A 12609-nucleotide genomic window follows, 5' to 3' on the forward strand; every position below is an offset into this window, starting at 1 on the left:
GATGTACCAATTCTCCTACGCCGACATCCAGACCGACTCCGTTGCCGATGCGAAAGATCGCGAGCGGCAGCTTTTGACCCGCTCGATCGAAATGCTGGCGGCGGCGGCGGCGGTCGGCCACACCTCGATGGAGGCGGTCGAGGCGCTGCACTTCACCAACCGGGTCTGGACCACCTTCGTCGAGGATCTCGGTTCCAGCGACAATGTCCTGCCCAAGGAACTGCGCGCCAACCTCATCTCCATCGGCCTGTGGCTGCTGCGCGAGGCCGAGGACATCCGCCAGGGCCGCACCGACAATTTCGAAGGGCTGATCGAAGTGTCCCAGATCATCCGGGACGGCATTCAATGACCAACACGCTGAAGATATCGCTGAAGCCGAACGAGAAGATCTACATCAACGGCGCCGTCATCCGCGTCGACCGCAAGGTCACCGTCGAGCTGATGAACGACGTACAGTTCCTGCTCGAGAACCATGTCATCCAGGCCGACGATGCCTCGACGCCGCTCAAGCAGCTCTATTTCATCCTGCAGGTGATGCTGATGAACCCGGCCGGCGCCATCGAGGCGCGCGCCATGTTCCGCCGCTCGCTGCCCTTGCTTTTGGCAAGCTTCGAGGATGAGCAGATCAGTGGCGCGCTGAAGCAGATCGACCGCATGGTCGGCGAAGACCATATCTATGAAGCGCTGAAGGCCATCCGTGCGCTTTATCCGCTCGAACGCCGCGCACTTGGCGGCAATGACGATGTTCTGGGTGCGAAGCGCCCGCTGGCCGTGGGAGCACAATACTGATGAATGTGGACATGACGACGACGATCCCCACGGGCGCCAACCAGGGTACCCAGCAGACGTCGAAGACAGCGGTCGACTACCAGTCGTTCCTGAAGCTGTTGATCGCCGAGATGAAGAACCAGGATCCGACGAAACCGATGGATTCGACGCAGTACGTCGCCCAACTCGCCACCTTCTCGCAGGTCGAGCAATCGGTGCAGACCAACACCAAGCTCGACCAGATCATGCAGTCGTCGGCGCTGTCGCAGGCCGATGCCCTGATCGGCCGTTCGATCACCTCGGCCGACGGCAAGACGACCGGCGTCGTGGCCTCGGTCAAGCTTGCAAGCAACGGCGTGATCGCCGTGCTGCAGAACGGCACCGAAGTGCCGGTCGGCGCGGGCGTTTCGATAAAGCCGGCCAGCTAGACAGTTCCATAGAGGCGCGCTCACATGAACGAGGCCGACGCCCTAGACATCGTCCAGTATGCGGTGTGGACGGTGCTCGTCGCGTCCGCGCCGGTGGTGCTGGTTGCCATGGTGGTCGGCATCGGCATCGCGCTGATCCAGGCCCTGACCCAAATCCAGGAAATCACCCTGACCTTCGTACCCAAGATCGTAGCCATCATGCTGGTCGTGGCGCTGACCGGTCCGTTCATCGGCAGCCAGATATCGGCCTTCACCAACGTCATCTTCGAGCGCATCGAAAACGGGTTCTAGGCAGCGCTTGCAGGCGGCTGTGTTCCGGCTAGATTGCAGGCCATGACTCAGGCAGAACTCACCGGCAGGCCATGTGCGGAATAGCCGGCGTCTGGCGCAAACGAAACCCGATCGACGCCAACGACCTGTCGGATGTCGCCAGCATGATGCAGGCGCTGGTACATCGCGGCCCCGACGATCATGACAGCTGGCACAACAATCGGCTGGCCCTCGGTCACCGCCGACTGACCATCATCGATCCCTCGCCCGCCGCCCGTGAGCCGATGCTGACTTCTTCCGGCGATGGCGTTCTCGTCTACAATGGCGAGGTCTACAATTACCGCTCGTTGCGCGAAACGCTGCAGGCGCAAGGCGTCGTCTTTCGAACCATCTGCGATGCCGAAGTGGTTCTCGAAGCCTTGCATCACTGGGGTCCCGAAAAAGCCGTGCCGCTGTTCGACGGGATGTTTTCCTTCGCCTATTTCGACGCTCGCGGCAGTGCGCTGTGGCTTGCGCGTGACCGTCTTGGAATCAAGCCGATGTCGGTGGCCGACACGCCGGAGCGAATCCTGTTCGCCTCGGAGGACAAGGCGATCCTCGCCTGCGACGGTTTTCCGCGCGACATCGACAGCCGCGAGATCACCTTGCGGCTTGCCTGGCAGAGCCGCGATTCCAGCTACAGCCTGTTCGACCGCATCGAGCGCCTGCCGCCCGCCGGCCTGTGGAAGATCACCGATGGCGTTATCGAGAAGCGCCGCTTCTGGCATGTGCTGGACGTGCTGGAGACCGCGCGCATTACCGGCGATGCATCCGCTGATGCTGAACACATGGCGACGCTCGAGGCGTTGCTCAAGGACAGCGTCGGGCTTCACTGCATCGCCGATACCAGCGTTGCCACCGCTTGCAGCAGCGGTGTCGATTCCGGCCTGATAACGGCGCTGGCAAAGCGGTTCAGGCCGGAAGTCCATGGTTATGTCGTCGACCCGCAGCTCGGTCACAGCGAGGCCGAAGACGCCGAACGCACCGGCCGCCATGTGGGCGTGCCCTTGCGCCGGGTGCAGGTCGACAGGAACCGGTTTTTCGAACTTTGGCCAAGGGTAATCTGGCATCTTGAAAGCGATGGCTGGCACGCCAGCCATGTCGCGCTGCTGGCGCTTGCCGAACGATGCCGGGCCGATGGCGTCAAGGTGCTGCTCACCGGCGAAGGCGCAGACGAATTGTTTGGCGGCTACCCATTGCAGGCCTTGAGCATGAAGAAGTGGCGTTCCTGGTCGTGGCCCCGGCGCCTGGTCCATTCGAAACGCTCGCTCGACCGGAGATTCGAGCAACAGCGTCATGCCCCCTACAAGGTCTCGGCTGGAAGCCACTCACAAATGGATCGCAGCATGGTCCTGCGTGCTTTGTCGCCGGAGCTGAATTTCCTGCAAACCGAGATCTTCGACCGCCTGGAGCCGGTTATGCCGCCCGCGGATCGCGCCTTTCTCGGTAGTTGCCTCTACGACCTCTATTCGCATCTGCAGGACATACTGCACCGGCACGACCGGCTGAGCATGGCGGCGTCCGTGGAACTGCGGGTCCCGTTCCTGGAAAACCGCCTGATCGACTTCGCCATCCATTTGCCGAGGCGGCAGAAATACCGCGACAAGACAGGAAAATGGCTTTTGCGAAAGGTCGCTGAAAAGCATATTCCGCGCCAGAACGTCCAGGCGCGCAAGATCGGCTTCGAGATGTCGTCGCAATTTTCGGCCGGCACGGAGACTTTGCTACGCGGCGGTTTCCTGCGCGATGCCTTGAAATGGCCCGCCGCGAATTTGGAGGACATGGTCCAGTTGGCGCGGCGCGAGCAACCGTCCAGGCTGCGGCTTGTCGGCATGGAGCTTTTCCTGCGCCTTCACGCCGGCGGCGAGACGACAGGCACGCTGACCGAAGCCTTGCATACCGCTGCCCGGGACAGAAGCTGACTTCGCGCGCGGCCGACAGCCCCGAGCAGTGGACCAATGAGAACATCGCTCTGGGTAGCGAACCCTTCCCGGCTGACGTATTTTCGCCTTGCTATCCTGTTGTTGGACCATGATCTTTTTCGAAGACGCGTTCGCCCTTTTGGATGTCGTGCTCTATTTCAAACGGATGCCATGATTGTCGTCCCGGCGGACGAAACCAGCACGTTAAGGTGGGACAGGTCTGATGATCGATGACGAGACGGACAGCGAACGCGTTTCGGCGCTGGCGCCGTTCCGGCACGGCATCTTCCGCGCCGTCTGGTCGGCCAGCCTGGTGTCGAATTTCGGTGGCCTGATCCAGGGCGTCGGCGCCGCCTGGATGATGACCACCATCGCCACGTCGCCCTATCAGGTGGCGCTGGTCCAGGCCTCGGCCACTCTGCCGATCATGCTGTTTGCACTCGTCGCCGGCGCCATCGCCGACAGCTTCAACCGGCGCAAGGTGATGCTGATCGCCCAAATCTTCATGCTGGTCGTCTCTGCACTTCTAACGCTGTTCACCTGGAACGGCTGGATGACGCCGTGGACGCTGCTTGCCTTCACCTTCCTGATCGACAGCGGCACGGCGCTCAACAACCCGTCCTGGCAGGCATCGGTCGGCGACATGGTGCCGCGCAACAAGCTGCCGGCCGCGGTTGCACTCAATTCACTGGGCTTCAACCTGACACGCAGCGTCGGCCCGGCGATCGGCGGCATCATCGTTGCCGCCGCTGGTGCGGCTGCTGCGTTCGCCGCCAATGCGCTGAGCTATATAGGTCTTATCATCGTGCTCTTCCGCTGGAAGCCGGAGCTGCCGGTCTCGACGCTGCCGCGCGAGACGCTGGGCGCCGCCATGGGCGCCGGCCTGCGCTATGTCGCCATGTCGCCCAACATCGGCAAGGTGCTGGTCAGGGGCTCCGCCTTCGGCTTCAGCGCCGGCGCGGTTTTGGCGCTGCTGCCGCTGGTGGCGCGCGACGTCGTCAAGGGCGATGCCTTGACCTACGGCATCATGCTCGGCGCCTTCGGCATCGGCGCCGTCGGCGGCGCGCTGATAAGCGTGCGTCTCAGACAATTGCTGTCCAGCGAGACGATGGTGCGGATGGCCTTCGCCGGCTTTGCCGTCTGCGCCTTCAATGCCGCCATCAGCCTCAATGCCTGGCAGACTGCGGCGGGTTTGCTCATCGGCGGCGCCTGCTGGGTGATCGCGCTGTCGCATTTCAACGTCACGGTGCAGATGTCGACGCCGCGCTGGGTCGTCGGCCGGGTGCTGTCGGTCTACCAGACGGCGACCTTCGGCGGCATTGCGCTGGGCAGCTGGATCTGGGGCGTCGTTGCCGATGCGCATGGCGCCGAAACCGCGCTGATTGCGGCGGCCATCGCGATGCTTGTTGGCGGCGCCATCGGCCTGTTCCTGCCGCTGCCGCAGCAGACGACTCTCAACCTCGACCCGCTCAACCGCTTCAAGGAGCCGCATCTCGGCCTCGACCTGAAGCCGCGCAGCGGCCCCATCGCCATCATGATAGAGTACATTATCCGCGACGAAGATGTACCCGAATTCCTCGCCACCATGGCCGAGCGCGGGCGCATCCGCCGCCGCGACGGCGCCCGCAACTGGACGCTGGCTCGGGACCTAGAAAATCCCGCAGTCTGGATCGAACACTACCACACGCCGACCTGGTTGGAATACATCCGCCACAACCGGCGCGCCACCCATGCCGACGCCGTCGTCGGCGAGCGGGTGCGGGCGCTGCACAGCGGCGACGAACCGCCGCGCGTGCGCCGCCTGATCGAGCGCCCGACGACCGCCGGCACCGCGCTGGTCTCGCCGAAGGGGCCGATCGATCACTGAGCTCGCCATAGCCGTAGCGCCGGTCAGCCGGCGCTCTGGATCATGTAGAGCTTGCGCGTGGTCTCGCGTATCAGCCACTCGCCCTTCCAGCCCTGCGGCAGGACGAGGAGATCGCCCGGACCGAGTTCCCGCACCTCGCCATCGATGCGGCTCAGTTCCACGCGCCCCGAAATGATGTGGCAGATCTCCGACGAGTCCGAACGATCGGCGGTGAAGCGGCCGGGCGTGCATTCCCAGATGCCGACATCGACAGTCCCGTCAGGCGATTGAAAGAACGAGCGCACGGCCTCGACCTGATCGCCTTCAATCGAGCTTGGCTTAGGAGAGAACGCGCCGATCTCGGCCTTGGCGAGATCGTGGAAGGTCGAAAGATCGATCAAGTCTAGCTCCATGGATAAGAGCAATTCCAGGAAAGGGGTCTGCCCCGGAATTGCGTGAGAACAAATGGCTTTAGTGGCCGGTGATGCTGTCGGCCAACGCGGCCAGCTTCGAGGTGCGCGCAAGCCCTGCCGCCTCGCGGCCATCGGCAATGCGATAAAGCTGGTACATCGAATGCACGCCCAGCCAGCGGAAGGGCTCCGGTTCCCATGGCCTGACCTTGCGGTTGACCCAGGGCAGCTTCGTCAGCTCGGTGTTTGCCCCGAGAACAAGGTCAGCCAGCGTGCGCCCCGAAAGGTTGGAGCTGGACACGCCGAGGCCGACATAGCCGCCGGCCCAGCCGATGCGGGTCGCGGGATCGAGGCCGACCGTGGTGCACCAGTCGCGCGGCACGCCGAGCACGCCGCACCAGGCGTGATCGATGCGGCATCCCTTGGTCTGCGGCAAGAGCGTCGTCAGGATCGTGTGCAGCTGGTCGATCGTGGCCTGCTGCGTCTGGCCGTTGACGTCGGTGCGCGAGCCGTAGCGATAAGGCACGCCGCGTCCGCCCATCGTGATGCGTCCCTCACGCGTGCGCTGGGCATAGCAATAGGCATGCGCCGCATTGCCGAGCAGTTCGTGCCCTTCCCAACCGATGTCGCGCCACAGGTCGGCAGGCAGCGGCTCAGTCACGATCTGCGCGCTGTTGAGCGCCAGCCAGGTCCGCTCCTCGCCGGGGATGCCTGATGTAAAGCCCTCGGTCGCGCGGATGATCGTCTCCGCCTGCACCGTACCGCGGTCTGTCGTCACGCTGCCCTTGGCGATGCTTGTCACCGTCGTCTTCTCATAGATCGGCACGCCCAGCCGCTCGACGGCATCGGCAAGCCCACGCACCAGCTTGGCCGGCTGCACCCGCGCCTGGCCATGGACGACGAAGCCGCCCATGACGTTACGGATGTTGATGCGCGTGCGCGTTGAGGCGGCGTCCAGCATCTCGACGCGGTTCGGGTCGACATCCCAGGAACGGATCGTCTCGCATTCTTCGCGCACGCGCTCCAACTGCGCTGCGTTGGTGGCCACCGTCAGATTGTCGACGCGGCGAATGTCGGCGTCGATGCCTTCCTCGGTCGCGACCCGGATCACTTCATCAACGCAGCCTGCCATCGCCGCCTGCATCGCCATCACGCCTTGGCGGCTCGATGTCTTGAGATATTTTTCGCGCGACCAGCTGAAGCCGCCCGACAGCCAGCCGCCATTGCGCCCCGAAGCGCCGAAGCCGGCAAATTCGCGCTCGACGATCACGACGCGCAGCGATGGCTTCGCCTTTTTCAGATAGTAGGCGGTCCACAGGCCGGTATAGCCGGCGCCGACAATGGCGACATCGGCCTCGATGTTTCCAGGCAAGGGCGGGCGCGGAACGGGAACCGCCCCCAGATCCGCATACCAGAACGATATGTCGCCGTTGCGCTTGGCTTGCATGGAATGACTTTCAGATGGGATCAGGCCAGATGGGATCAGGCCAGATGGAATCAGGTGAGTGTGGTGTCGGCGCTTGCGTCGTCCGCCAGCAGCTTGGCGTCGCTGCCGTCGAAGCAGAGCTCGACCTTGTCGCCGAGGCCAAAACTCTCGCCGGTCACCGGTGAGCGCACGATCGCGGCCGAGCCGTCGGCGAGCTTGACTTCGTATTTCGATTCCGAGCCGAGATAGATGGCTTCCGCGATCGTCCCCGACAGGCGGTTGGCGCCATTGGCAGGACTTTGGCCGGCTCTTCGGATCGCGAGCTTTTCGGGACGCAGCAGCATCACCGGGCTGGCTTCCCCCGACAGCTTACGCGGTACCGTCACCGTCTCGCCGGCGATGCTCAGCGCGGTGCTGTTGCCATCGCTGCGCGCCTTGCCGCGCAGCACGGTGGAATCGCCGATGAAGCGGCCGACGAACAGCGTTGCCGGCTCGTCATAGAGCTGGCGGCCGGTGCCGACCTGCTCGATGCGCCCGCGGTTGAACACGGCGATGCGGTCCGACAGCACCAGCGCCTCTTCCTGATCGTGCGTGACATAGACGAATGTGGTGCCGAGTTCGCGATGGATGCGCTTGATCTCGAGCTGAAGCCATTCGCGCAGCTTCTTGTCGAGCGCGCCGAGCGGCTCGTCCATCAGGAGCAGCGGCGGGTCGAAGACGATGGCGCGTGCCAACGCCACGCGCTGCTGCTGGCCGCCCGACAATTCGCTGGGATAGCGATGCGCGAAATCGCCCATCTTGACCATGTCGAGCGCCCTTGCCACGCGTGTCTGCCTCGTCGCCTGGTCGACGCCGCGAAGCGTCAGCGGATAGGCGACGTTGCGGCCGACGCTCATGTGCGGGAACAGCGCGTAATGCTGGAAGACGACGCCGATGTTGCGCTTGTGCGCCGGCACGCCGACGACGCTTTTTTCCCCGACCAGAAGCTTGCCGCTGGTGACATCGGTGAAACCGGCAATCACGTTGAGCGTCGTCGTCTTGCCCGAGCCGCTGGGGCCGAGCAGCGTCATGAACTCGCCGGGCTCGATGCGCAGCGACACGCCGTCCAGCGCCTTGAAGCCGCCATAGGCCTTGCTGATCGCTTCGAGATCGATCGCCGCGCCCTTGCTTGTCGGCTTCGGATTCATTGGCGTCCTTTCCGCTCGCGGCCAAGAAGGAGCATGCCGCCGCCGATCAGGATCGTGGTAGCGAAAAGCAGGATCGTGCCGACAGCCGCCACCGTCGGATCGGCGTCGCGCGTGATCGAGGCAAAAATCTGCACCGGCAATGTCTTGAGATAGGGGTTCGTGATGAACAGCGACACGACAATCTCGTCGAACGAGGTGGCGAAAGCGAACAGCAGGCCTGAGAGCACGCCCGGCGCGATCAGCGGCAGCGTCACCGTGCCAAACGTGGTCAGTGCGCCGGCGCCCAGGCTCGCGGCGGCTGTCTCCAGCCGGCGGTCGAACACTTCGAGACTGGCCGAGACCGCGATCAGCACGAAGGGCAGCGCAAGGATGGTGTGGGCCAGCACGAAGCCGAGCAGCGTGCCGACGAGCTGCGTGTCGAGATAGACGGCATAGATGCCGATCGCCAGCACCACGCCCGGCACCACCATCGGCGTCAGCATCAGCATACGCAAAAGGTTCGCCGGCCGCGCGTTCATGCGGTCGAGGCCGAAGGCGGCAAGCGTGCCGAGCACCGTCGCCAGCACCGCCACGATCGAGGCGACCTTCAGCGAGTTCAGGAAGCTGTTCGACCAGTCCGGATTGGTGGCGAAATTCTGGTACCACTGCCAGGAAAAGCCTTGCGGCGGAAACGCCAGCGATTTGTTTTCGTTGAACGACATCGGCACCACGACCAGCGTCGGCGCCACCAGCCATATCGCCACCAGCAGGCAGACGAGCCCGAGAAGAACGCGCGTGAGCGGCTTCATCTCCATCAGCGCCGCCCCGCTTCCCGATGCCTGGACCGCATCACGGGTGCTGCCAGCGCCAGCAGCACGAAGGTGGTGACCAGCAGAACGACGCCCATGGCGCCGCCCCTGCCCCATTGCAGCAGGCTGAGCACCTGCGTCTGCACCAGCGTCGACAGCATGGTCGAGCGCGGGCCGCCGAGCAAAGCCGGCGTGATGTAGAAGCCGAGCGACAGGATGAAGACGATGATCGCGCCGGCATAGACGCCGGGCAGCGACAGGGGCAGATAGACGGTGAAGAACGCTCGGGACGGCCGCGCACCGAGACTTTGCGCCGCCCGCATCAGCCTGAGGTCGATGCCTTGCATCACGGAATAGAGCGGCAGGATCATGAACGGCAACAGCACCTGCGCCATGCCGATAACCACGCCGGTCTGGGTGCGGATCAGCTTGACGCCGCCGAACCCAACCGAGCGCAGCAGCGAATTGATGACGCCCGAATCCTGCAGCAGGATCACCCAGGACAGCGTGCGCACCACACCACTCACCCAGAACGGGATCAGCACGCAAAGCACCAGCACCAGCCGGACGCGCGGCCCGACCGCGGTCATCAGATAGGCATAGGGATAGGCCGCGATGACGCACACCAGCGTCACCCAGGCCGAGATGACAAAGGTCCGCTGCAGCACCGTCAGGTTCACCGGCGCACCGAAGAACCAGGCATAGTTCTGCAGCCCCCACTCAGGTTCCGACAGGCTGCGCAAAACGATGGTGAGCAGCGGGTAGCCGATCACCGCGACAAGCAGGATGAGCGCCGGCGCCGTGAGCGCGAACGGCCGCCATGCCCGACCGGGCCGCACATCGGCGGCGGGTTGGGCGATGGGTTCGGACGCGCTCACGGCCTGGCTCTCGCTCGGCTGTTCAGTTGCCGGCCATCAGCGCCGACCACTTCTCCTGCGCCACCGGGAAGTTCTCGACCCAGAACTTGATGTTCTGCTTGTAACCCTGCTTCTGGCGCTCGGGCGTGTTGGTCAGGAAGGCGGCGACCGACGCATCGACCTTGGGCTGCGCGTCATTGTTGATCGGCGTATAGGAGGTCTGCTGCGCAAGGATCTCCTGCGCCCCCTTGCCGAGATAGGCATTGAGCAGCGCATAAGCCGCATCCGTATCTTTGACGCCGACCGGAATGGTCATCTGGTCCATCACCACCAGCCAGTCCTGCCAGGCCGGCGCATATTTGGCGCCGTTCTTCACCGCCGTCATGGCACGTCCGGTCCACATCATCAGCATGTCGGCTTCGCCAGATTCGGCAAGCTGCTGCGATTCAGCGCCGGTCTTCCAATAGATCGTGTCGGGACCGAGCTTGCGGATGACATCGATGGCCTTGTCGATGTCGGCCGCCGTCATCGCCTTCGGGTCGCCGCCAGACGCCTTCAACGCCTGCTCCAGCAGGCCGCCCGTCGGGTCGCCCGAACCGTCGAGCGCGCGCGTGCCGGGGAATTTTGCCGTGTCGAAGAAATCGGCCCAGTTCTTGGGCGGGTTATCCCCATACTTCTCCTTGTTGTACATCAGCACGACGCCGTAGTTCATGGCCGGCACCGAGCATTCGCCGACCTGGCCCTCGGGCACCTTGGAGACGTCGAGCTTGCTGAAATCAAGCTTCTGGAACAGCTTGCCGCAATAGACGTAAGGCGGCAGGTCGGCGGTGTCGACGACGTCCCAAGTGACGTTGCCGGATTCGACCTGCGCCTGCAGCTTGGCGATCTCTGTCGGCCCGTCATTGAGCAGCGTGGCGCCGGACTTTTCGACGAACTCCTTGAGCGCGGCGGCCTGGCCGTCCTGGTAGATGCCGCCATAGGAGACGAGCGTCAGCGTCTTGCCCTTGAGCGAGCCTTCCTTGACCTCACCCGCGACAGGCTTTTCCTGCGCGAACGCTGCGGTTGCCAGAACGCCGAGCGCCAGCACGGCGCCAAGGCCAAGATGTCTTGTTTTCAGCATGATTATTGTTCTCCCATTTGACCCGCATGGATTGAACCTACCTGGCTGCGAGCGGTTTCCAGGCCCTGTATTGATCGAGTTCGGCGCGCACCGAAGTCGGTGGCGCAATGATCCACATCACCTCGGCTCGGCCACTGCCGATGTTCTCTGAGCGATGTGCTGTCGATGTCGCGTATTCGATGCTGTCGCCCTCTTCCAGCACATGCCTGACATCGCCGAGCGAAACCTCGACGATGCCGCGCAGCACGACGAGCATCTCGTGCGCGTCGCCATGGGTGTAGAGCGCTGGGCCGGTCGAGCCGCCGATTTCGAACTCGCCGACATAGACTTCCATGTCGCTTAAAGGGGGACGCGAGAGCAGCATCTTGCGGCAGCCGTCGCTGGGCGGCAGGCTCGGCCGCTCGCTGCGCAGCAAGACCCCGCGCTGCCCGGCGGCACTATCCTCGAACAGCATCGCCACGCTCACCCCAAGCGCCGAGGCCATCTGGTTGAGCGAGGCGGTGCTGGCGCCGGTCAGGCCGCGCTCGAGCTGGCTGATGAAGCTGGCGCTGGTCCCGGTCAGTTTGGCGAGTTCGCGCAGCGAAAGCCGCCGGCCGAGACGCAGGCTCTTCAGCCGCTGGCCCAACATCTGATGGGCATGCGTCGCCGTCGAGGCGACGCCATTCTTGACCGGAGCCTGGTCGGTGCTCATCCCGTCTTTTTCTCCCACTGAACAATTTGTACAGTGACACTGTACACGTGGCAAGCGCCGAGTAGGGACATTTAAGATGCCGGCCGAGGCCTAGTCTTCGCCCGACAGGTCGCGCCGCGCCTTGTCGAGTTCCTCGGCGTAGCGCCGCATCAGATGGCCCTCAGTCAAGAGCCCGACAACGGCCCGGTTGTCGAAATCCTCGACCACCGCCAGTTCCTCGGCGACGGCGCGCTGGAAGGTTTCGGCGGCCGACTGGACGTTCATGGTCGGCACCAGCACCGCATCCCGGAATTTGGCCAGCGCCAGCACCGGGGTCTCGCCATCGGACGGATCGCTGTGCAGTTCGGCGACGATCAGCACGCCGACATAATGCCGGCTGCTTGCGGCGCCATTCTGGCGCTGATGCGCAGTCAGGCTTGCCGCCCCGCTTCAATTCCCCGCGAGCGTGTCGAGGTATATGAGCGATCGCTTACGCAATCGACGCAGCTGTGTTATTTTTGCCCGTCTCTATTTCCCTCAAGGAGGAGAAGATGAGTGCGCGGGGACTTTTTTCATTAGCTGTTGGCATGATTTTTTTGAGCTCGTCTGCGGTGAGCAATTCAAGCATGGATATGCCGTTCAGGTCTGTTGTGTCGCACCCGATGTCTCTTTTGGCGGGAGGCAATCCGGAAAACCAAAGCCGGCCGGCAAAGGAATTTGTGCAGACTGTACAACAAGATGTTTGCTGTCCTGGCGGCTACCCTTGGTATCGCAATTCGACGAACACCTGCTACGGCAGCTATGAAGACTGCCACGATACCGATGGCGGCGGATGGTCCTGCAGACAGGTCAACGCCTGCTAGACTTTCTTGGGCTCA

Annotated in this window: 15 protein-coding genes; 7 read left to right on the plus strand and 8 right to left on the minus strand. The window is 63.7% G+C overall.

The features are described 5' to 3' along the window. The first annotated feature begins 1 nt into the window (after position 1). The 6 genes from flaF to NKH38_RS01860 all read left to right on the plus strand — a co-directional run bounded on the left by flaF (position 2) and on the right by NKH38_RS01860 (position 5294). The gene (gene flaF / locus NKH38_RS01835; RefSeq protein WP_023671893.1) at positions 2 to 349 is read left to right on the plus strand and encodes a flagellar biosynthesis regulator FlaF; all 348 of its coding nucleotides are present in this window, start codon (positions 2 to 4) and stop codon (positions 347 to 349) included. Next, positions 346 to 789, plus strand: a complete 444-nt coding sequence (gene flbT / locus NKH38_RS01840; protein ID WP_023695743.1) for a flagellar biosynthesis repressor FlbT — start codon at positions 346 to 348, stop codon at positions 787 to 789. Before flaF ends, flbT begins: the two co-directional genes overlap by 4 nt. Then, positions 789 to 1196, plus strand: coding sequence for a flagellar hook assembly protein FlgD (gene flgD, locus NKH38_RS01845; RefSeq protein WP_023671895.1), 408 nt, complete (start codon positions 789 to 791; stop codon positions 1194 to 1196). The genes flbT and flgD overlap by 1 nt, the downstream gene beginning before the upstream one ends. Before the next feature lie 24 nt (positions 1197 to 1220). Continuing rightward, the gene (gene fliQ / locus NKH38_RS01850; RefSeq protein ID WP_023671896.1) at positions 1221 to 1487 is read left to right on the plus strand and encodes a flagellar biosynthesis protein FliQ; all 267 of its coding nucleotides are present in this window, start codon (positions 1221 to 1223) and stop codon (positions 1485 to 1487) included. 71 nt (positions 1488 to 1558) lie between these two features. Continuing rightward, a complete protein-coding gene (asnB, locus tag NKH38_RS01855) occupies positions 1559 to 3427 on the plus strand; it encodes an asparagine synthase (glutamine-hydrolyzing) (RefSeq protein WP_352758712.1) in 1869 nt (622 codons plus the stop codon). A 223-nt stretch (positions 3428 to 3650) separates the two neighbouring features. Next, entirely contained in the window at positions 3651 to 5294 is a 1644-nt protein-coding gene (locus tag NKH38_RS01860) for an MFS transporter (protein WP_023728385.1), read from the plus strand. Between the two features lie 23 nt (positions 5295 to 5317). Here NKH38_RS01860 and NKH38_RS01865 read toward each other — a convergent pair whose 3' ends face one another. The 8 genes from NKH38_RS01865 to NKH38_RS01900 all read right to left on the minus strand — a co-directional run bounded on the left by NKH38_RS01865 (position 5318) and on the right by NKH38_RS01900 (position 12112). Further along, complete coding sequence (locus NKH38_RS01865; RefSeq protein WP_081725355.1) at positions 5318 to 5686, minus strand: cupin domain-containing protein; 369 nt, start codon at positions 5684 to 5686, stop codon at positions 5318 to 5320. A 58-nt stretch (positions 5687 to 5744) separates the two neighbouring features. Then, positions 5745 to 7130: an NAD(P)/FAD-dependent oxidoreductase gene (locus NKH38_RS01870; protein WP_023728386.1), complete on the minus strand. Its 1386-nt coding sequence runs from the start codon at positions 7128 to 7130 to the stop codon at positions 5745 to 5747. A 50-nt stretch (positions 7131 to 7180) separates the two neighbouring features. Continuing rightward, entirely contained in the window at positions 7181 to 8296 is a 1116-nt protein-coding gene (locus NKH38_RS01875; protein ID WP_352443474.1) for an ABC transporter ATP-binding protein, read from the minus strand. Further along, a complete protein-coding gene (locus NKH38_RS01880; RefSeq protein ID WP_352758718.1) occupies positions 8293 to 9090 on the minus strand; it encodes an ABC transporter permease in 798 nt (265 codons plus the stop codon). Before NKH38_RS01880 ends, NKH38_RS01875 begins: the two co-directional genes overlap by 4 nt. Then, the gene (locus NKH38_RS01885) at positions 9090 to 9962 is read right to left on the minus strand and encodes an ABC transporter permease (RefSeq protein ID WP_352637457.1); all 873 of its coding nucleotides are present in this window, start codon (positions 9960 to 9962) and stop codon (positions 9090 to 9092) included. The genes NKH38_RS01880 and NKH38_RS01885 overlap by 1 nt, the downstream gene beginning before the upstream one ends. Before the next feature lie 22 nt (positions 9963 to 9984). Further along, complete coding sequence (locus tag NKH38_RS01890) at positions 9985 to 11061, minus strand: extracellular solute-binding protein (protein WP_023728389.1); 1077 nt, start codon at positions 11059 to 11061, stop codon at positions 9985 to 9987. A 37-nt stretch (positions 11062 to 11098) separates the two neighbouring features. After that, the gene (locus NKH38_RS01895) at positions 11099 to 11752 is read right to left on the minus strand and encodes a helix-turn-helix domain-containing protein (RefSeq protein ID WP_352758722.1); all 654 of its coding nucleotides are present in this window, start codon (positions 11750 to 11752) and stop codon (positions 11099 to 11101) included. Positions 11753 to 11842: 90 nt separating this feature from the next. Further along, positions 11843 to 12112, minus strand: a complete 270-nt coding sequence (locus tag NKH38_RS01900) for a hypothetical protein (protein ID WP_502896575.1) — start codon at positions 12110 to 12112, stop codon at positions 11843 to 11845. Between the two features lie 170 nt (positions 12113 to 12282). Here NKH38_RS01900 and NKH38_RS01905 point away from each other — a divergent pair, with 170 nt between their 5' ends. Next, positions 12283 to 12594, plus strand: a complete 312-nt coding sequence (locus tag NKH38_RS01905; protein WP_352637460.1) for a hypothetical protein — start codon at positions 12283 to 12285, stop codon at positions 12592 to 12594. The last annotated feature ends 15 nt before the right edge of the window (positions 12595 to 12609 follow it).

The sequence above is a fragment of the Mesorhizobium sp. M1078 genome (assembly GCF_040318615.1).
Classification (GTDB): domain Bacteria; phylum Pseudomonadota; class Alphaproteobacteria; order Rhizobiales; family Rhizobiaceae; genus Mesorhizobium.

Bases quoted from the DNA above. Each gene is read 5' to 3' on its own strand.
- NKH38_RS01860 (WP_023728385.1), top strand. From the start codon at position 3,651: ATGATCGATGACGAGACGGACAGCGAACGCGTTTCGGCGCTGGCGCCG.
- NKH38_RS01890 (WP_023728389.1), bottom strand. From the start codon at position 11,061: ATGCTGAAAACAAGACATCTTGGCCTTGGCGCCGTGCTGGCGCTCGGC.
- NKH38_RS01880 (WP_352758718.1), bottom strand. From the start codon at position 9,090: ATGGAGATGAAGCCGCTCACGCGCGTTCTTCTCGGGCTCGTCTGCCTG.
- flaF (WP_023671893.1), top strand. From the start codon at position 2: ATGTACCAATTCTCCTACGCCGACATCCAGACCGACTCCGTTGCCGAT.
- NKH38_RS01865 (WP_081725355.1), bottom strand. From the start codon at position 5,686: ATGGAGCTAGACTTGATCGATCTTTCGACCTTCCACGATCTCGCCAAG.
- NKH38_RS01870 (WP_023728386.1), bottom strand. From the start codon at position 7,130: ATGCAAGCCAAGCGCAACGGCGACATATCGTTCTGGTATGCGGATCTG.
- flgD (WP_023671895.1), top strand. From the start codon at position 789: ATGAATGTGGACATGACGACGACGATCCCCACGGGCGCCAACCAGGGT.
- NKH38_RS01895 (WP_352758722.1), bottom strand. From the start codon at position 11,752: ATGAGCACCGACCAGGCTCCGGTCAAGAATGGCGTCGCCTCGACGGCG.
- asnB (WP_352758712.1), top strand. From the start codon at position 1,559: ATGTGCGGAATAGCCGGCGTCTGGCGCAAACGAAACCCGATCGACGCC.
- flbT (WP_023695743.1), top strand. From the start codon at position 346: ATGACCAACACGCTGAAGATATCGCTGAAGCCGAACGAGAAGATCTAC.
- NKH38_RS01905 (WP_352637460.1), top strand. From the start codon at position 12,283: ATGAGTGCGCGGGGACTTTTTTCATTAGCTGTTGGCATGATTTTTTTG.
- NKH38_RS01875 (WP_352443474.1), bottom strand. From the start codon at position 8,296: ATGAATCCGAAGCCGACAAGCAAGGGCGCGGCGATCGATCTCGAAGCG.
- fliQ (WP_023671896.1), top strand. From the start codon at position 1,221: ATGAACGAGGCCGACGCCCTAGACATCGTCCAGTATGCGGTGTGGACG.